Annotated in this window: 13 protein-coding genes, 3 pseudogenes and 1 riboswitch; of the genes and pseudogenes, 12 read left to right on the top strand and 4 right to left on the bottom strand. The window is 74.9% G+C overall.

The genetic code is table 11. The features are described from left to right. Window positions 1-9 precede the first annotated feature (9 nt). The 4 genes from gcvT to ACIPXB_RS22755 all read left to right on the top strand — a co-directional run bounded on the left by gcvT (window position 10) and on the right by ACIPXB_RS22755 (window position 4,596). Complete coding sequence (gcvT, locus tag ACIPXB_RS22770; protein ID WP_401452676.1) at window positions 10-1,125, top strand: glycine cleavage system aminomethyltransferase GcvT; 1,116 nt, start codon at window positions 10-12, stop codon at window positions 1,123-1,125. A 91-nt stretch (window positions 1,126-1,216) separates the two neighbouring features. Next, the gene (gene gcvH / locus ACIPXB_RS22765; RefSeq protein WP_401452674.1) at window positions 1,217-1,600 is read left to right on the top strand and encodes a glycine cleavage system protein GcvH; all 384 of its coding nucleotides are present in this window, start codon (window positions 1,217-1,219) and stop codon (window positions 1,598-1,600) included. A gap of 16 nt (window positions 1,601-1,616) precedes the next feature. Beyond that, window positions 1,617-2,873: a serine hydroxymethyltransferase gene (glyA, locus tag ACIPXB_RS22760; protein ID WP_401452672.1), complete on the top strand. Its 1,257-nt coding sequence runs from the start codon at window positions 1,617-1,619 to the stop codon at window positions 2,871-2,873. 340 nt (window positions 2,874-3,213) lie between these two features. Then, complete coding sequence (locus tag ACIPXB_RS22755) at window positions 3,214-4,596, top strand: L-serine ammonia-lyase (RefSeq protein ID WP_401452670.1); 1,383 nt, start codon at window positions 3,214-3,216, stop codon at window positions 4,594-4,596. A 148-nt stretch (window positions 4,597-4,744) separates the two neighbouring features. On the opposite strand, the gene ACIPXB_RS22750 is transcribed toward ACIPXB_RS22755, so the two are convergent. Then, entirely contained in the window at window positions 4,745-4,984 is a 240-nt protein-coding gene (locus tag ACIPXB_RS22750) for a hypothetical protein (RefSeq protein WP_401452668.1), read from the bottom strand. Between the two features lie 230 nt (window positions 4,985-5,214). On the opposite strand from ACIPXB_RS22750, the gene ACIPXB_RS22745 reads away from it, so the two are divergent. The 4 genes and pseudogenes from ACIPXB_RS22745 to ACIPXB_RS22730 all read left to right on the top strand — a co-directional run bounded on the left by ACIPXB_RS22745 (window position 5,215) and on the right by ACIPXB_RS22730 (window position 8,265). Beyond that, window positions 5,215-5,421, top strand: coding sequence for a cold-shock protein (locus ACIPXB_RS22745; protein ID WP_401452666.1), 207 nt, complete (start codon window positions 5,215-5,217; stop codon window positions 5,419-5,421). Window positions 5,422-5,594: 173 nt separating this feature from the next. Further along, window positions 5,595-6,512, top strand: a pseudogene (locus ACIPXB_RS22740) (hypothetical protein); the annotation flags it as partial. Beyond that, window positions 6,419-7,009, top strand: a pseudogene (locus ACIPXB_RS22735) (AAA family ATPase); the annotation flags it as partial. The pseudogenes ACIPXB_RS22740 and ACIPXB_RS22735, both read left to right, overlap by 94 nt. Continuing rightward, window positions 7,006-8,265 (top strand): VWA-like domain-containing protein, encoded by a 1,260-nt coding sequence (locus ACIPXB_RS22730; RefSeq protein WP_401452664.1) that lies wholly within the window; start codon window positions 7,006-7,008, stop codon window positions 8,263-8,265. The pseudogene ACIPXB_RS22735 and the gene ACIPXB_RS22730, both read left to right, overlap by 4 nt. 204 nt (window positions 8,266-8,469) lie before the next feature. Here the strand turns inward: ACIPXB_RS22730 and ACIPXB_RS22725 are convergent. Both ACIPXB_RS22725 and ACIPXB_RS22720 read right to left on the bottom strand, forming a co-directional pair. Then, a pseudogene (locus tag ACIPXB_RS22725) lies at window positions 8,470-8,880 on the bottom strand (GNAT family N-acetyltransferase); the annotation flags it as partial. A gap of 56 nt (window positions 8,881-8,936) precedes the next feature. Beyond that, a complete protein-coding gene (locus tag ACIPXB_RS22720) occupies window positions 8,937-9,353 on the bottom strand; it encodes a DUF5997 family protein (protein WP_401452662.1) in 417 nt (138 codons plus the stop codon). A 58-nt stretch (window positions 9,354-9,411) separates the two neighbouring features. Between ACIPXB_RS22720 and ACIPXB_RS22715 the strand changes: the two genes are divergently transcribed. The 3 genes from ACIPXB_RS22715 (at window position 9,412) to ACIPXB_RS22705 (ending at window position 12,055) form a co-directional block, all read left to right on the top strand. Continuing rightward, a complete protein-coding gene (locus ACIPXB_RS22715; protein ID WP_401452660.1) occupies window positions 9,412-10,230 on the top strand; it encodes a LysR substrate-binding domain-containing protein in 819 nt (272 codons plus the stop codon). A gap of 290 nt (window positions 10,231-10,520) precedes the next feature. Beyond that, window positions 10,521-11,450, top strand: a complete 930-nt coding sequence (locus ACIPXB_RS22710; RefSeq protein ID WP_401452658.1) for a LuxR C-terminal-related transcriptional regulator — start codon at window positions 10,521-10,523, stop codon at window positions 11,448-11,450. A gap of 92 nt (window positions 11,451-11,542) precedes the next feature. Continuing rightward, entirely contained in the window at window positions 11,543-12,055 is a 513-nt protein-coding gene (locus ACIPXB_RS22705) for a hypothetical protein (RefSeq protein ID WP_401452656.1), read from the top strand. Window positions 12,056-12,117: 62 nt separating this feature from the next. Here the strand turns inward: ACIPXB_RS22705 and ACIPXB_RS22700 are convergent, their stop codons facing one another. Then, complete coding sequence (locus ACIPXB_RS22700; RefSeq protein ID WP_401452655.1) at window positions 12,118-13,347, bottom strand: hypothetical protein; 1,230 nt, start codon at window positions 13,345-13,347, stop codon at window positions 12,118-12,120. 235 nt (window positions 13,348-13,582) lie between these two features. Between ACIPXB_RS22700 and ACIPXB_RS22695 the strand changes: the two genes are divergently transcribed. Further along, the gene (locus ACIPXB_RS22695; protein WP_401452653.1) at window positions 13,583-16,705 is read left to right on the top strand and encodes an AfsR/SARP family transcriptional regulator; all 3,123 of its coding nucleotides are present in this window, start codon (window positions 13,583-13,585) and stop codon (window positions 16,703-16,705) included. Beyond that, window positions 16,702-16,918: riboswitch (cobalamin riboswitch) on the top strand. Its footprint overlaps the gene before it by 4 nt. Window positions 16,919-16,934 lie beyond the last annotated feature (16 nt).

The raw sequence follows: 16,934 nt of genomic DNA, 5'->3' as shown, positions 1-16,934 counted from the left end.
GCCGTACCGATGAGCAATGCCCCCCGTCTGACCGCCCTCGATGCGCTGCACCGCTCGCTCGGTGCGACCATGACCGACTTCGCGGGCTGGGACATGCCGCTGCGGTACGGGAGCGAGCGCGACGAGCACACGGCCGTCCGCACCAAGGCCGGCCTCTTCGACCTCTCGCACATGGGCGAGATCACCCTGACCGGCCCGGAGGCCGTCAAGGCCCTCGACCACGCGCTGGTGGGCAACATCTCCACCGTGGGCGTCGGCCGAGCCCGCTACACGCACATCTGCCAGGAGGACGGCGGCATCCTGGACGACCTGATCGTCTACCGCCTGGCCGAGACCGAGTACATGGTCGTCGCCAACGCCTCCAACGCCCAGGTGGTCCTCGACGCGCTGACCGAGCGGGCGGCGGGCTTCGACACCGAGGTCCGCGACGACCGCGACGCGTACGCGCTGATCGCGGTGCAGGGCCCGGAGTCCCCCGGCATCCTGGCCTCGCTCACCGACGCCGACCTGGACGGCCTGAAGTACTACGCCGGCCTGCCCGGCACCGTCGCCGGCGTGCCCGCGCTGATCGCGCGCACCGGCTACACCGGCGAGGACGGCTTTGAGCTGTTCGTCTCCCCCGAGCACGCGGTGGAGCTGTGGCAGGCGCTGACCAAGGCGGGCGAGGGCGTGGGCCTGGTGCCGTGCGGGCTGTCCTGCCGCGACACGCTGCGCCTGGAGGCCGGCATGCCGCTGTACGGCCACGAGCTGACCACCGCGCTGACCCCCTTCGACGCGGGTCTGGGCCGGGTCGTGAAGTTCGAGAAGGAGGGCGACTTCGTCGGGCGCGCCGCCCTGGAGGCCGCCGCCGAGCGCGCGGCGTCCACGGCCCCCCGCAAGCTGGTCGGCCTGATCGCCGAGGGCCGCCGGGTCCCGCGCGCCGGCTTCCCGGTCGTCGTCGGCGGCGAGGTCGTCGGCGAGGTCACCTCGGGCGCCCCCTCCCCGACCCTGGGCAAGCCGATCGCGATGGCGTACGTGGACGCGGAGCACGCCGCGCCCGGCACCTCCGGCGTCGGCGTGGACATTCGCGGTACGCATGAGCCGTACGAGGTCGTGGCTCTGCCCTTCTACAAGCGGCAGAAGTGACGATTTCCCCGCCGGGATCCGTCCGTCACTCCGTCTCACTCCGCAAGACCACTGTTCATCAGCACTCCCCCGCATCCAGGAGAATCAGGTCATGAGCAACCCCCAGCAGCTGCGTTACAGCAAGGAGCACGAGTGGCTGTCGGCCGCCGAGGACGGCGTCGCGACGGTCGGCATCACCGAGTTCGCGGCCACCGCGCTCGGTGACGTCGTCTACGCCCAGCTCCCCGAAGTCGGCGACACCGTGACCGCGGGCGAGACCTGTGGCGAGCTGGAGTCGACCAAGTCGGTCAGCGACCTGTACTCCCCGGTCACCGGCGAGGTCGTCGAGTCCAACCAGGACGTCGTGGACGACCCGGCGCTGGTGAACTCCGCCCCGTTCGAGGGCGGCTGGCTGTTCAAGGTGCGTATCGCGGAGGAGCCGGCCGACCTGCTCTCCGCCGAGGAGTACGCCGACCTGACCAAGTCCGGCAACTGACCCCAGGGGACCGAAGATGTCTGTACTGAACACCCCTCTCCACGAGCTCGACCCGGACGTCGCCGCCGCCGTCGACGCCGAACTCGTGCGCCAGCAGTCGACCCTGGAAATGATCGCGTCGGAGAACTTCGCTCCGGTCGCCGTCATGGAGGCCCAGGGCTCGGTCCTGACGAACAAGTACGCCGAGGGCTACCCCGGCCGCCGCTACTACGGCGGCTGCGAGCACGTCGACGTGGTCGAGCAGATCGCGATCGACCGCATCAAGGCGCTGTTCGGCGCCGAGGCCGCCAACGTGCAGCCCCACTCGGGCGCGCAGGCGAACGCCGCCGCGATGTTCGCGCTGCTCAAGCCGGGCGACACGATCATGGGCCTGAACCTGGCCCACGGTGGTCACCTGACCCACGGCATGAAGATCAACTTCTCCGGCAAGCTCTACAACGTGGTCCCGTACCACGTCGACGAGACCGGCCAGGTGGACATGGCCGAGGTCGAGCGCCTGGCCAAGGAGTCCAAGCCGCAGCTGATCGTCGCCGGCTGGTCGGCGTACCCGCGCCAGCTGGACTTCGCCGCCTTCCGCCGCATCGCGGACGAGGTCGGCGCGTACCTGATGGTCGACATGGCGCACTTCGCCGGCCTGGTCGCCGCGGGCCTGCACCCGAACCCGGTGCCGCACGCCCACGTCGTGACCACCACCACGCACAAGACCCTCGGCGGTCCGCGCGGCGGTGTGATCCTGTCCACGCAGGAGCTCGCCAAGAAGATCAACTCGGCGGTCTTCCCGGGTCAGCAGGGCGGTCCGCTGGAGCACGTGATCGCGGCCAAGGCCGTCTCCTTCAAGGTCGCGGCCTCGCCGGAGTTCAAGGAGCGCCAGGAGCGCACCCTGGCCGGCGCGAAGATCATCGCCGAGCGCCTGGTCCAGGACGACGTCAAGGCCGTGGGCGTGGACGTCCTCTCCGGCGGCACCGACGTGCACCTGGTCCTGGTCGACCTGCGCAACTCCGAGCTGGACGGGCAGCAGGCCGAGGACCGCCTCCACGAGGTCGGCATCACGGTCAACCGCAACGCCATCCCGAACGACCCGCGGCCGCCGATGGTCACCTCTGGTCTGCGGATCGGTACGCCGGCGCTGGCCACCCGCGGGTTCCAGGCGGAGGACTTCACCGAGGTCGCCGACATCATCGCGGAGGCGCTGAAGCCGTCGTACGACAGCGAGTCGCTGAAGGCCCGCGTCTCGGCGCTGGCGGCGAAGCACCCGCTGTACCCGTCGCTGTAGGCACCGCCGCCGGCGGCCGCGCCGGTGCCCGCACGGGCACCGGCGCGGGTGCCGCCGCGCGCGGGGCCGGCCGACGGCACCCCGCGCCCGCACCCGAGAAAGGCCCGGCCTTCCCTTCCGCAGGCCGGGCCTTTCTCATGCCCGACCTCCCTGGGTCACCTTTCGGCGGCAATGGTGTTCACGCGGCCGCGATAAGCTCGTCTGTCGGACAAAATCCGTACTAATCACCCTCATAAGATCACTCCCGCTCCTCCTGCCCCTCCCGCACCGCCTCCCACCCCTCTGCCGCACCGCGCCCCGTCCTCCTCCCACCCACGAGCAGACATAGGAGTCCGCAACCGTGGCCATCTCCGTCTTCGACCTCTTCTCCATCGGCATCGGCCCGTCCTCCTCCCACACCGTCGGTCCGATGCGGGCCGCCCGTATGTTCGTGAACCGGCTGAAGAAGGACGGTGTGCTCGCGCAGACCGCCTCCGTGCGGGCCGAGCTGTACGGCTCCCTCGGCGCGACCGGCCACGGCCACGGCACGCCCAAGGCCGTCCTGCTGGGCCTGGAGGGCCACTCACCGCGCACGGTGAACGTGGAGACGGCCGACGACGAGGTGGAGCGCATCCGGAAGAGCGGCCGCCTGCGGCTGCTCGGGACCGAGATAGGCGATGTCCACGAGATCGCGTTCGACGAGCCGAGCCAGCTGATCCTGCACCGCCGCCGGTCGCTGCCGTACCACGCCAACGGCATGACCCTCTTCGCGTACGACGAGAGCGGCGCGCCGCTGCTGGAGAAGACCTACTACTCGGTCGGCGGCGGCTTCGTCGTCGACGAGGACGCGGTCGGCGAGGACCGGATCAAGCTCGACGACACGGTGCTGAAGTACCCCTTCCGCAGCGGTGACGAGATGCTCCGCCTGGCGAAGGAGACCGGCCTGTCGATCTCCTCCCTGATGCTGGAGAACGAGAAGGCCTGGCGCACGGAGGAGGAGATCCGCGAGGGCCTGCTGGAGATCTGGCGGGTCATGCAGGCCTGTGTCGCGCGCGGCATGTCGCGCGAGGGCATCCTGCCGGGCGGCCTGCGCGTCAAGCGGCGGGCCGCGTCCACGGCGCGCCAGCTGCGCACCGAGGGCGACCCGATGATGCACCGCAGCGAGTGGACGACGATCTACGCGATGGCGGTCAACGAGGAGAACGCGGCGGGCGGCCGCGTCGTCACCGCGCCCACGAACGGCGCGGCGGGCGTCCTGCCGGCGGTCCTGCACTACTACATGAACTTCGTGCCCGGCGCGGACGAGGACGGCGTGGTCCGCTTCCTCCTCGCCGCGGGCGCGATCGGCATGCTCTTCAAGGAGAACGCCTCGATCTCCGGCGCCGAGGTCGGCTGCCAGGGCGAGGTCGGCTCGGCCTGCTCGATGGCGGCGGGCGCGCTCGCCGAGGTGCTGGGCGGCACCCCGGAGCAGGTGGAGAACGCGGCCGAGATCGGCATGGAGCACAACCTGGGCCTGACCTGCGACCCGGTCGGCGGCCTGGTGCAGATCCCGTGCATCGAGCGCAACGGCATGGCGGCGGTCAAGGCCGTGACGGCGGCGAAGATGGCGATGCGCGGCGACGGCAGCCACAAGGTGTCCCTGGACAAGGTCATCAAGACCATGAAGGAGACGGGCGCCGACATGAAGATCAAATACAAGGAGACCGCCCGTGGCGGTCTCGCGGTGAACGTCATCGAGTGCTGACGGCCACGGCCGGCGCCTGACGCCGGCCGCCCCCGCCCCCCGCGGCCCGGACCCGACCCCGTCGGCTCCGGGCCGTGTCGCGTCGCCACGCCTGCGGGGCCGGGGCGTGCCGGTCAGGGACCGGGCTGGACTCGGGGCCGGCCCCGGCTCAGGCCGCGGCGATCCAGCCGCGGATCCGCGCCTGCCGCCGCAGTTCGACCAGCTCGGCCGAGCAGTGCCCGGGCTGCCGCCAGTACGGATGCCCGTACAGCGCCCGCAGCACCTCCACCAGCTCCCGCCGCAGCCGGGTCGCCCCGGCCCCGGCGGGCAGCCGGTCGAGCGCGGCGTAGATCCGGATCACGCGGATCTGCAGGTCGAGCAGGTCTTCGGGAAACTCGGTTCGCGCCATGCCCCGATTAGCCCACGTGTTCGATTTCCGGCGCAACTCGCACCGCCCGCGATCCCCCGTGAGGGTGAGGGTGGGCCCGCGCGGCCACCGGGCCCAGCCGTGACCCGGAGGAATCACCCGCGCACCGTGCGTGCAAGATCGGGTCTGCTGGGGAAGAGTGGGTACGTCGGCTTCGATCGAGCCGGTGCGAGCGGCACCCCGTGCCGAGATCTGGTGAAGGATTCGCGCAGATGGCAACAGGCAAAGTGAAGTGGTTCAACGCGGACAAGGGTTTCGGGTTCATCGCCCAGGACGACGGCGGGCCGGACGTGTTCGTCCACTTCTCCGCCATCCAGACCACCGGCTTCAAGGAGCTGCACGAGGAGGACCGCGTCTCGTACGACGTCACGCAGGGTCCCAAGGGCCCGCAGGCGGAAAACGTGGTGGTGGAGCGCTAGGCCCTGGCGGCTCCCCCGCAGGCCCCCGCCCTTCCGGGCCGGGGCCTGCCGGCCGCCCCGCCGCCGCCGCCGAAAATGCTTCGCGCGGGCCGCGGGAGCGTCGTTACGATCACCGCGATGACCACACATTCCTCTGACAGTTGGGGGGTCCCGTTCGCGCAAGGTGAGTGCTGATGCTCACCGACACCGCGACGGGGGATCCCCGCCTTTCCTTCTGGCGGCGGGTGCGCGAGTACGCCGTGCCGCCCTCCATGATCGAGACCGCGACCGCCCGTCGGCGTACCGGAGACTGGGCCGGGGCGTGCGCCGCCGCAGGCATCGACGTCGATCTCCGGCTGCGTTCCGTGGCCCGTGCCCATGGCCGGGAACTGGCTGCGGGGCTCCGGGACGACCTCCGGCACCTGGCTCCCGACCTGCTGCGCTGGCACCTGCCGAGGATCGCTCCCGACGGGCTGCTGCGCCCGGGACTGACCATCGCCCTGGCCCGGTACGGCGCCGTGCGCCTCGTCGTGCGGACCCCGCCCGCATGGGCGGACGCCGGGCAGCGGATCAGCCTCGCGCTGTGGGACGCACGCCCCGACGGACCCGGTGCGGTGGCCGCCCGACGGCATCCCCATCCCCACCCCCACCCGCGCTTCCGGCTCGACCTGCACCGCCACCTGTGGGACGCGCGCCGGGCCCCCGAGCTGCGGACCCGGTCGGGGGCCGACGTACCGGAGCCCGGGCCGCCGGAGCTCGGGCCGCCCGAGCTCGGGCCGCCCGGGCTCGTACCGCGCGGACTCGGCTGTGCCGTGGACCGGTGGGCGGCCGAGGCGGCGATCCTGCTCCGCGCCGAGGGGCGGGCCGCCGGCACCGTCACCGTACGGCTCGGCGGCCGGCACCGCCTGGACCTGGACATCGGGCCGCACGGGGCCCGGATCGTGGCGCCCGCCGCGCGGCGCGCTCCCGGGGCGACGCCGGTCCTGCCCGACGCGGCGACCTGGGTCCTGCCCGACCTCGAACTGCTCCGGTCCGGCTGCTCGCCGCCCGTCCCGCGCTCGTCCACCGGCTGCCCACCGCCGAGACGCGCCGGGGCGGGGCCTGGCCCTCGCCCCGCAGCTGGGAGATGACGCTGTGCCTGATCGCCTTCGCGACCGCGGCCGGTTCCTCCCGGGACGTGCTGTCCCTGCTGGTCAGGGGCACCGTGGGGGACGGTCCCGGGCTGGAGCTGCTGGCCGCCATGGACCGCATGGACCTCCCCGACCCCGAGGAGCTGCTCGCCGATCCGGCGGCCGCCGACCTGCCCGAGCGCGGGGACCGGCGCCAGGCGGCGCTCGACGGTGTGGTGGCTGCCGTGCGCGCCCGGCCGGACCGGGCCCGCTGGGACGCGGCGTGGGCCCTGCTGGTCCGGGCGGTGGAGACGGGGCCCGCGGACCTGGTGGTCGTACCGGCGACCACGCTGGCCTCGCTGCGCCGCGCGGACTGGGACGTTCCGGAGTCGATCGAGCGGCTCGCCGGCGCGGTGGACCTCTCCCGGCGCGCGGACCGTGCGACCGCCCGTGCCACGGCCGCCACGGCGCTCACGTCGGCCGCGCGGGGCCGCCGGTGACCGGGGAGGGCGCCGGGGCGCTGGACCGTGACAAGCTCTTCGCCGCCCGGCTGCACGCCGCCCGGGTCCGGCCGTACCTGGCGACGGCGCTGTTCGCCCTGCACGCCGTGGAATCCCGGCGGGTGCCGACGATGGGCGTCGACCGGTACTGGCGGGTCTACGTCTCGCCCGCCTTCGTGGCCCGTACACCCGTGGAGGAGCTGGCCGGCGTATGGGTGCACGAGGTGTCGCACCTGCTGCGCGACCACCACGGGCGCAGTGACCGGTTCGCGAGGGTACACGGGCTGACCGGGGCGGCGGAGCGGTTGCGGATGAACATCGCGGCGGACTGCGAGATCAACGACGACGTGTTCGGCGACGGGCTGGTCCGGCCCGGCGGCGCGGTCGACCCGGCGGCGCTGGAACTGCCCGAGGGCCGGCTCATGGAGGACTACCTGGGCCTGTTCCGGCTCGGGCTCCGGACGCACCACCTGGCCTGGCTGGACTGCGGCAGCGGCGCCGACGGCCTGGACCGCGCGTGGGAGCTGGGGCCGGACGGCGCGCACGGCCTGAGCGAGCAGGAACGGGACGCGGTGCGGTTCCGGGTGGCGCAGGGCATCATCGGCCGCCCGGGCGACGCCCCGCGGGGCTGGCAGCGGTGGGCGAAGGAGGCGTTCCACCCGCCGCAGCCGTGGCGGGAGCTGCTGGGCGCCGCGGTCCGCTCGGCGACCTCCGGCTCCGGCGCGGGCGAGGACTACACGTACGGCCGGCCCGCGCGGCGCTCGGCCGGGCTGCCGGGCGTCGTGCTGCCGAGCCTGCGGCGCAGGCCGCCCCGGGTCGGTGTGATCATCGATACGTCCGGGTCGGTGAGCGACGAGGAACTGGGCAGCGCCCTGCTGGAGGTCGCCGCGATCTCCCGCGCGGTGGGCGGCCGCCGGGACCTGGTCACCGTGGTGCCGTGCGACGCGGCGGCCCGGACCGTGCACACCCTGTGCCGGGCGGAGGGGATACCGCTGCTGGGCGGCGGGGGCACGGATCTGCGGACGGGCTTCGCCGCGGCGCTGCGGGCGGGTTCCCGGCCCGACGTGATCGTGGCCCTGACCGACGGGCAGACGCCCTGGCCGGCCACCCGGCCGCCGTGCCGGACGGTGGTGGGCCTGTTCTCCCGGCCGTGGGCGGAGCCCTCGTGGGACGAGGACGATCCCGCGTACGTGCCGGACACCCCGCCCGACTGGGCCCACGTGGTCACGATCGGCCCGGCTCCCCCGGCCCCGTGAGGCCCGCGCCGCCCGGCCCCGCGCAGGCCGGGGGGGCTCAGGTACTCGGCGGCCAGGTGCGTTCGTACGCGACCGGGGGCAGGAGCCGGCCCTCGCCGAAGTCGAAGGGCGGGTGGCGCCGGACTCGGTGAAGCCGGACTCGGTGAAGCCGGACTCGGCGTAGAAGCGGCGGGACTGCGGGGTGCCCCGCAGCGTCCACAGGTGGGCCCCGGCACCGCCCCCCTCGCGCAGCCGGTCCAGGGTCGCGGTCATCAGTGCGGCGGCGACACCGCTGCCCCAGCCGTCGGGATGGCCGTGGAAGGAGAGGATCTCCCCGAGTGCGGGCCGCTCCGTGGACGGGGCGAAGGCCGACAGGGCCGGGGGGCGGCCGTCGGCCAGCGCGAGCAGAATCCTCGTCGCACCCGGCTCCGTGCCCGGCTCCGTGCCCGGCTCCGGCTCCGCCGGCGTCCCGGTCTGCCGGGCGACGCGCGCGTGCCAGCGGGTCCGGCGGCTCGCCACGGCGCGTGCGGCGAACTCCGGCTCGAAGAAGGGCGCGTACGCCGCCTCCCAGGCGGCGGCGTGGACCTCACCGAGCGCTGCCGCGTCGTCCGGGCGGGCGAGCCGAATCTCGATCATGGGGCGACCCTGCCCGTGGCCCCTCCGGGGCGGGGCCGGATCGTCCCGGTCCGGGGTCAGGCGCGGGGGTCGCTCTGCCGCTCCGCGGCGCGGGCGGCGTCCTGCTCGTGCTTCGCCTTGATACGGACCGCTTCCTTGCGGACCTCCGCCTGGGTGGCGCGCTCCTTCTGCAGCCACTCGGGGTTCTCGGTCTTCAGGGCGTCGATCTGCTCGGTGGTGAGGGCCTCGGTGACGCCGCCGCGGGCCAGGCCCGCGATGGAGACGCCCAGCTTGGCCGCGACGACCGGGCGGGGGTGCGGGCCGTTGCGTCGCAGGTCCTGGAGCCACTGCGGCGGGTCGTTCTGCAGGGCGTTCAGTTCGGCGCGCGAGACGACGCCCTCCTGGAACTCGGCGGGGGTGGCCTCGAGGTACACACCCAGCTTCTTCGCCGCGGTCGCGGGCTTCATCGTCTGGGTGGTCTGGTGCGACGTCATGGTGTCAAGGGTATCGAGCGTGTGAGCTAGCTCCGACCACGGCCGGTAACCTGGCCGGGTGACAGGCTCGGATGCATCTCCTTCGTTCCGGCTCGCGTACGTCCCGGGAGTGACGCCCAGCAAGTGGGTGCGGATCTGGAACGAGCGGCAGCCCGACGTCCCCCTGGCCCTGGTCCAGGTGACCGCGGCCGAGTCCTTCGGCCTGCTGCGCGACGGCGGCGCCGACGCGGCCTTCGTCCGGCTGCCGGTCGACGGTGCGGACCTGAGCGCTATCCCCCTCTACACCGAGACCACGGTCGTGGTGATCCCCAAGGATCACCTGCTGACGGCGGCCGAGGAGGTGTCCGCGGCGGACCTGGCCGACGAGATCGTGCTGCATCCCCTCGACGACACCCTCGACTGGGAGCGTCCGCCGGGCCGGCCCGCCTTCGAGCGGCCCGCCAGCACGGCCGACGCGATCGAGCTGGTGGCGGCGGGCGTGGGCGTGCTCGTCGTACCGCAGTCGCTGGCCCGTCTGCACCACCGCAAGGACCTGACCTACCGGCCGCTGACGGACGTCCCCGCCTCGCGCGTCGCGCTGTCGTGGCCGGAGGAGAAGACCACCGACCTGGTGGAGGACTTCATCGGGATCGTGCGCGGGCGCACGGTCAACAGTTCCCGGGGGCGCAGGCCGGAGCAGGGCAAGGAACCGGCCAAGGAGCAGGCGAAGGCCAAGGCCAAGGCGAAAGCACAGCCGGGCCGGGGACGGACGAAGGACGGCAGGTCGGCCGCGCAGGGCGGTGGCCGTGGCGGTTCCGGCGCGCCCAAGGGCGCCAAGGGTGCGAAGGGTGCCAAGGGTGCCAAGCCCGCCAAGCGCGGCAAGCCCCGCCGCCCGTAGTCGTCCGGGCGGACGGCCCCCGGGGCCCCGGCAGGCGTAGAGCCCGCCCTTCCGCGTTCGGGTGGCACGGAAAGGCGGGCCCGCCGCATGCGCCCGTCCGGAAAAGCGGACATCGGGCTTCCGGACCGGGCGGTGTTCCCCCGTGCGTCCATGGTGCCGCCGGTCACCGGGGTGAACACGGTCCGGCCACATGTACGAATGTAATCTGCACAGTTGTGAAGCATGTCGAACCCGGTACACGTGCGTGCGAATGCGACAACTCGACTGAGGGGAAGCCCTGTTCCCGGGCCATGCGCGGCTACGAGCGGCTCCTGGCCGCCGGTTCGCTGCCGGCCTCGGACGTGCCCCCGTGCCTGTGGGACCTGCACCTGGTCACCGAGGACGCCACCGCGCCGGGACAGGCCGTGCCCGTCCCGCCCGAGGTCGCCTCGTTCTCCGCACTGCACGCGATGGAGAGCGCCATCGCGGCGCAGCAGCGCACCCTGTGGTCGACGCGGGCCACCCTGGCCGCCTTCCGGGAGACGTACGAGCACAGCCGCCGGGAGCAGGGGCAGCTGACCCTGCTGAACGGTGCCGAGGTGATCGACAACGCGCTGGCCGCGGCGGTCGACGGCTGCCGCGAGGAACTGCTGACCGCGCACCCCGGCGGCACCCGGCCCGAGAACACGCTGCGGGCGGCGGTGGCACGCGACGTACGGATGCTGCGGCGCGGCGTGTCGCAGCGGACGATCTACCAGCACACCATCCGCGGCCACCAGCCGACGCTCGCCTACATCGAGCGGGTCACCGAGGCCGGGGCGCAGGTACGGACCCTGACCGAGGTCTTCGAGCGGATGATCATCGCGGACCGGGAGACGGCGTTCATCCCGGGGGACGAGACCGACCGGGCCAGCTCCGCCCTCCAGATCCGGGACCCGCACGTGGTGCGGTTCCTGGTCGGCACGTTCGAGAGCGCCTGGGCGCGGGCGACGGAGGTGCGCCCCGCCACCGCCCCGGCCCGGCAGCCCGCCGTCACCTCCGAGTTGCAGCTGGCGATCCTCCAGGCCGTCGTCGGCGGCGAGACGGACGACTCGATCGCCCGCCGCCTGGGCATGAGCCGGCGCACCGTCGCCGAGCACATCCGCAAGGTCTCCGTCCAGCTCGGCAGCGGCAGCCGCGCCCAGCTGGGCTTTCTGCTGGCGACCTCCGAGCTGCTGCGGCCGCCGGCCGACGGCGTCTGACATCCGTCCGGCCGGGCGTGCAACCGTTCGGGCCCGGCACGTGTCTTCCCCGGTGACACCACTGTCCCGATATCTGCCCATCGGGGGACGTCATGCACCGTCGTCTACGTCGTCAGCAGCTCGTGGCACTGACCACGGGCGCCCTTCTCACCGCCGGCCTCGCGCTCGCCGCGCCGGCCTCGGCGGCGCCCGCCGCCAGGGCCTCGACCACCCCCCTGGTGGTCAACGCGCGCTGGGGCACGCACTGCACGTTCGACCGGGTCGTCATCGACATCCAGGGCACCATCCCGGAGACCACCGTCACCGAGGTGCCCGAACTGGTCTACGACGGGTCCGGCCACCCGGTCCCGCTGCCCGGGAAGTACTTCCTGGAGATCCGCCTGCACCCCGCCGCCGCGCACAACGACGCGGGGCAGTCCGTCTACAAGGGCCCGCATCTGATCAAGCTCAACCTGCCCAAGCTCAAGGGCCTGGCCATGACCGGCGACTACGAGGGGTACGTCACCTTCGGCACCGCCTTCGCCACCAAGCCCCGGTTCAGCACGTTCAAGCTGCACGACCCCGAGCGCTTCGTGGTCGACGTCGCGCACCCGAACACCTGCTGAGCCGTCCTCGCCGTCCGTACGGGAGGGGCCCGGGGTGTCGCACACCCCGGGCCCCTCCCCCGTCAGGCCGGCCGGATCCGCATCATGGCCGGGTCCCCGTTCCCGAACCAGTCCTGCGCGCAGGAGTAGCGGCCGGGTGCGGCCGCGCCGACCAGGCCGAGGCAGGCCGCCATGGCCCGCTGCCCGTAGGCGTTGGGGTGCATGGACTCCTCCAGCGTCCCCTGGGTGTTGGCATAGTCCAGGAAGCGGAACCACTCCGCGCGGCGCGGGTCGGGTCCGGCCTGCCCCACCTGTGCCACGCCGAGCGAGCACACCTCGTGGCCGGCGAGCGCGTCCCGCAGGTCGAGGAAGTCCGTACCGCGGGCGGTGGCCACCGACTTGGCCATGTCGCCCATCTGCGGGACGAGGGTGTACGCCGCCCAGGTGGCGTCCCGGTCGTTGAACGGGCAGCCGTCCTTGTACATCCGGTCGGAGTCGCCCTCCCGCAACCGGAAGGACTCGCCGCCGGGGATCGGGGACGGGTACGACTGGAGGACGAGCCGGTAGTCGCCGTCGGCGTAGCCGGCCGCCCGCATGGTGTCCCGGATGTCGTCGACGACGGCCGTGACCTTGGCCCGGACCCCGGGCATCGCCCGCTGGACGGCCGCGTCCTGCTTCTTCCAGCACAGCCGGGAGAAGTACCAGTCGTACGCGCAGTCGCCGATGATCGTGCCGAAGCCGAGGTCGTTGCCGCCGACGGAGAGCGCGATCAGGCCGACCCGCTTGGCACGGGCGAGCGCGGCCAGCTGGTCGGTCTGCGGGGCCTCGCCGCCCAGCGGCCGGCCGCCCCGGGCTGCGCTGAGGACGTGCACCGTCTCGGCGCCGGAGCAGGCGAGGTTGACGCGCTCGTCGATGCCGGGAAGGGGGGCGGTGGCGATCTCGGAGACGTCGGAGCGGTGGCAGCCGCCGACGGCGCCGCTCGCGCCGTAGACCCGGCCCGGTTCGTAGCCGGATCCGGTCCAGGCCCGGTCGGTGCCGTTGCGGGAGCCGGCATACCGGTCGGTGTTGCCGAGCCAGCGGCCGCCCTCGCCGGAGATGAAGCTGTCGCCCATGGCGACGGCGACGACCGGGCCGCCGGACAGGGCGGAGCCCTGGGACCCGGCGGGCACGGCGGAGCCGGGGGGTGCCGTGAGCGCGGCCGGGCCCGGCGCGGGGCCGGCGTGGGCGTCGGGTGCCGTCAGCCCGGCCAGGCCGAGCAGCGCGACGGTCAGCAGCGCGGCGCCCCGGGAGGCGGTGCGCGTGCGGGTACGCATGGGGGTCGTCCTCTCGTCCGTACGGGGTGGGGAAGGGGCGCCGTGCCACCCGGGGAGGCGGGCGGGGCCGGAACCCGGCCTCCCCCGCGTCCCCCGCGTCCCCCGTGCCCCCGGCGCCGCGCGGCGACGGCGAGGAGTGTGGAGGAAACCCCTGCGCCGGCCGCGTGGAAGGACGTTACGATCGGCGCCCACCGGCAGCCCATCCGCCGGCCACTCGTCCGCCACGGAGTGCGCCATGCCCTTGGTCTTCGCCCTGCTGGGTCCGGTCCAGGCGACCCTGGACGGGCGGCCGTTGCCGCTCGGCGGGCCGCGCGGCCGACGGGTGCTGGCGGCGCTGCTGCTGGAGGCCGGGCGGGCGGTCCCGGTGGCGGGACTCGCACGGGCGGTGTGGGACGACGCGCCCGCCACGGCCCGCGAGCAGCTGCACAACGTCGCCGCGTCGCTGCGCCGGCTGCTGGCGGGTACGGGTGCCACGGTGACCCGCTCGGAGGCGGGCCTCACCCTGGAGCCGGGCCCGGCGGTGCTGGACGTACGGGAGTTCGCCCGGCTGCGGGCGGCGGCCGGGTCGGCGCCCGCGGCCGAGGCCCGGCCGCTGCTCGCCGCGGCCCTGGAGCTGTGGCGGGGCCCGGCGCTGGGCGGGCTGGGCGGGCGGCTGTTCGAGGCCGCCGCGGCGCGGCTGGAGGAGGAGCGGCTCGACTGTCTGGAACGGCGCCTGACCGCCGACCTGGAGCTGGGCCGGCACGCCGAGGTGTGCGGCGAACTCGCCTCCCTCACCGCCGAACACCCGCTGCGCGAGCGCCTGGTGGAGCTGCGCATGCTGGCCCTGTACCGGTCGGGCCGGCGCGGCGAGGCGCTGGACTGCTTCACCCGGGCCCGGCGCAGCCTCGCGGACGCGGCGGGACTCGACCCGCGGCCCGAACTCCACGCCCTGTACGGCGCGTTACTGGCGGACGCCCCGCCCCCGCACCCCACCCTGCCTCCGCACCCCACCCGGGCCCTGACCCCGCACCCCGCCCGGGAGCCGGCCCCGGCCCCGCCTCCGTACCCCATCCCGGCCTCGGAACCGGCCCCGGCCCCGGCCCCGCACCTTGCCCCCGCCCCGGAACCAGCGCCGGTTCCGGAACCGGCGCCCGCCCCGGCACCCGGGCCGCCAGCGCCCGCGCCGCTCGACGCGGTCGCGTCCCCCGTCCCGCCGGCACCCGTCGCCCCCGTGCCCGCCCAGCTGCCGCCCGCGACCGAGGCCTTCGTCGGACGCGTCGTGGAGGCCGCCGCCCTGGTGCCCGCCCTGCGCGCGGCCGGCGGCGGGGTGTGCGTGGTCACCGGGCAGGCCGGGATCGGGAAGACCGCACTCGCGGTCGAGGTCGCCCGGAGCGTGCGCGAGGACTTCCCCGACGGGCAGCTGTTCGTCGATCTGCGCGGGGCCGACCAGGGGGCCGCCGACCCCGCCGAGGTGCTGGCCGGGTTCCTGCGCGGGCTCGGCGTGGACGGGGCCTGCGTGCCCGCCGCGGCCGGGGAGCGGGCCGCGCTCTACCGGAGCCTGCTGGCCGGCCGGCGGGTGCTGGTCGTCCTCGACAACGCCGCCGGGGAGGAGCAGGTACGGGCGCTGCTGCCCGGCCCCGCCGGTTCGGGCTGCGCGGTGCTGGTCACCAGCCGGCGCCGGCTGACCGGGCTGGACCGGCGCCTCGCGCTCACCCTGCCGGTGCTGGCCGAGGCCGACGCCCTCGGTCTGCTGGGCCGGGTCGTGGGGCACGGGCGGGTCGCCGGGGAGGCCGGGGCGGCGCGCGAACTGGTCGCGCTGTGCGGCCGGCTGCCGCTGGCCCTGCGCGTGGTCGCCGCCCGGCTCGCCGCCGCCCCGCACCGCGAACTGGCGCGCCTGGCGGCGCGGCTGCGCGACGAGCGCGGGCGGCTGGACGAGCTCGCGCACCACGGGGGCGACGTCCGGGCCGGGCTGCGGCTGAGCTACCGGGCGCTGCCCGCCGAGGCCCGCGCCCTGCTGCGCGCGCTGGCCGTGCTGGACGCGCCGGACTGTGCCGGCTGGGTCGCCGCCGCCCTCCTCGACCGGCCCCCGGAGCGCGCCGAGGAGGCCCTGGACGCCCTGGTCGGCGCCCATCTGCTGGAGGTCGCCGGGCGGGACGAGGCCGGGCAGCTGCGCTACCGCCTGCACGACCTGGTCCGCGCCTTCGGCCGCGAACTGGCCGCCCCCGGACCGGCGGACGCGGCGCTGCGCCGGGCGCTCGGCTGCTGGGTCGCCCTGGTCCGCGCGGGCCGCCGGGCCCACCAGGGGCTGGACTACCCGGGCCTGGGCCGCGGGGCCCCGGCGGCGGCGCCACGGCCGGGTCGGGCCGCCGGGTGGGAGCCCGAGCCGGGCGTGCTGGCGCTGGTCCGGGCGGAGCCGGTGCGCTGGCTGGGGGCCGAGCGGGAGGCGCTGGTGGCGACCGTACGGCAGGCGGCCGCCGTCGATCCGTACGCCTGCCGGGAGCTGGCCGCCGCCGGGGAGTACCTCTTCGACCTGCGCAGCGATCTGACGGGGTGGCAGACCGTGCAGGAGAGCGCGCTCGCGGCCGCGCGGGCGGCCGGTGACCGGACCGGTCAGGCCCTGATGCTGGTGGGGCTGGGCCGGCTGCGGGCCTGCCGGGTGGAGTGGGGGCCGGCGCGCGAGACGGTCGCGGCCGGGGAGCGACTGTTCGAGGAGCTGGGGGACGCGCACGGGGCGGCGTACGCGGGCTGGGTGCTGGCGTACCTGGACCGGGTGCAGGGCCGGCTCCCCGAGGCGCTGGAGCGCTGCCGGAGGATCGCCCCCGTCTTCGAGGCGGCCGGCGACCGGTACGGGCAGGCGCACGCGCTGCGCGGGATCGGCCAGGTGCTGCTCGCCGGGGGCGACAGCGCCGGCGCCCTCGACGTGCTGCGCGAGGCCCTGGCCGTCGCGGTGCGCGGCGGCGCCGCCTGGCCCCGGATGTGCATGCTGCGCTGGGTCGCCGACGCGCAGCTCGTACGGGGCCGGCTGGCGGAGGCGGCGGCCGGTTTCCGGGAGGTGCTGGCCCATACGGAGGGCTCCGGCGACCTCGCCGGGCAGTCGGCGGCCCGGATCGGGCTCGGCCGGATCGCCCTGGAGCGGGGCGACACGGCGCAGGCGCTGCGGCAGTTGCGGGCCGCGGACGAACTGGGCCGGCGCTCCGGGCAGACCCTGGTGCACGCCCTCGCCGTACCGCCGCTGGCCCGGGCGCTGCTCGCGGCGGGCGAGACGGCCGCCGCCCGGGCCCTGCTGGAGGAGGCCCAGGAGGGCTGCCGCCGGATGAACGCACGGCCGTTGCTCGAGCAGCTCCGGGCGGCGCTGGCCGCCGTGCCGTCCGTGCCGTAGGGTCATCGAGCCTTGGTGTTCGGGAAACCGGTGGAAGACCGGTGCGGCCCTCGCCACTGTGATCGGGAAGTCCGGCTCCTCCCCCTGCCCGCGGCAGGGGACCCCCAGCGGGAAGCCACTGGGCGGCGGCGGGATGATCCGCACCGCCTGGGAAGGCGGGGCCAGGGCATCAACCCGTGAGCCAGGAGACCGGCCAGGGTGCGTTGTCCATCCACGAGGTGCTGGAGAG

This window comes from Streptomyces sp. NPDC090022 (genome assembly GCF_044748145.1).
Lineage (GTDB): Bacteria > Actinomycetota > Actinomycetes > Streptomycetales > Streptomycetaceae > Streptomyces.
The sequence above is the reverse complement of the archived record's forward strand: the minus strand, read 5'-3'. Positions and strand labels throughout refer to the sequence as shown.

What these genes read in the sequence shown, in the direction of transcription:
- gcvH (WP_401452674.1), top strand. Translation starts at nt 1,217, where the DNA reads ATGAGCAACCCCCAGCAGCTGCGTTACAGCAAGGAGCACGAGTGGCTG.
- ACIPXB_RS22750 (WP_401452668.1), bottom strand. Translation starts at nt 4,984, where the DNA reads ATGGCGCGAACCGAGTTTCCCGAAGACCTGCTCGACCTGCAGATCCGC.
- ACIPXB_RS22720 (WP_401452662.1), bottom strand. Translation starts at nt 9,353, where the DNA reads ATGACGTCGCACCAGACCACCCAGACGATGAAGCCCGCGACCGCGGCG.
- glyA (WP_401452672.1), top strand. Translation starts at nt 1,617, where the DNA reads ATGTCTGTACTGAACACCCCTCTCCACGAGCTCGACCCGGACGTCGCC.
- ACIPXB_RS22705 (WP_401452656.1), top strand. Translation starts at nt 11,543, where the DNA reads ATGCACCGTCGTCTACGTCGTCAGCAGCTCGTGGCACTGACCACGGGC.
- ACIPXB_RS22695 (WP_401452653.1), top strand. Translation starts at nt 13,583, where the DNA reads ATGCCCTTGGTCTTCGCCCTGCTGGGTCCGGTCCAGGCGACCCTGGAC.
- gcvT (WP_401452676.1), top strand. Translation starts at nt 10, where the DNA reads ATGAGCAATGCCCCCCGTCTGACCGCCCTCGATGCGCTGCACCGCTCG.
- ACIPXB_RS22710 (WP_401452658.1), top strand. Translation starts at nt 10,521, where the DNA reads ATGCGCGGCTACGAGCGGCTCCTGGCCGCCGGTTCGCTGCCGGCCTCG.
- ACIPXB_RS22700 (WP_401452655.1), bottom strand. Translation starts at nt 13,347, where the DNA reads ATGCGTACCCGCACGCGCACCGCCTCCCGGGGCGCCGCGCTGCTGACC.
- ACIPXB_RS22745 (WP_401452666.1), top strand. Translation starts at nt 5,215, where the DNA reads ATGGCAACAGGCAAAGTGAAGTGGTTCAACGCGGACAAGGGTTTCGGG.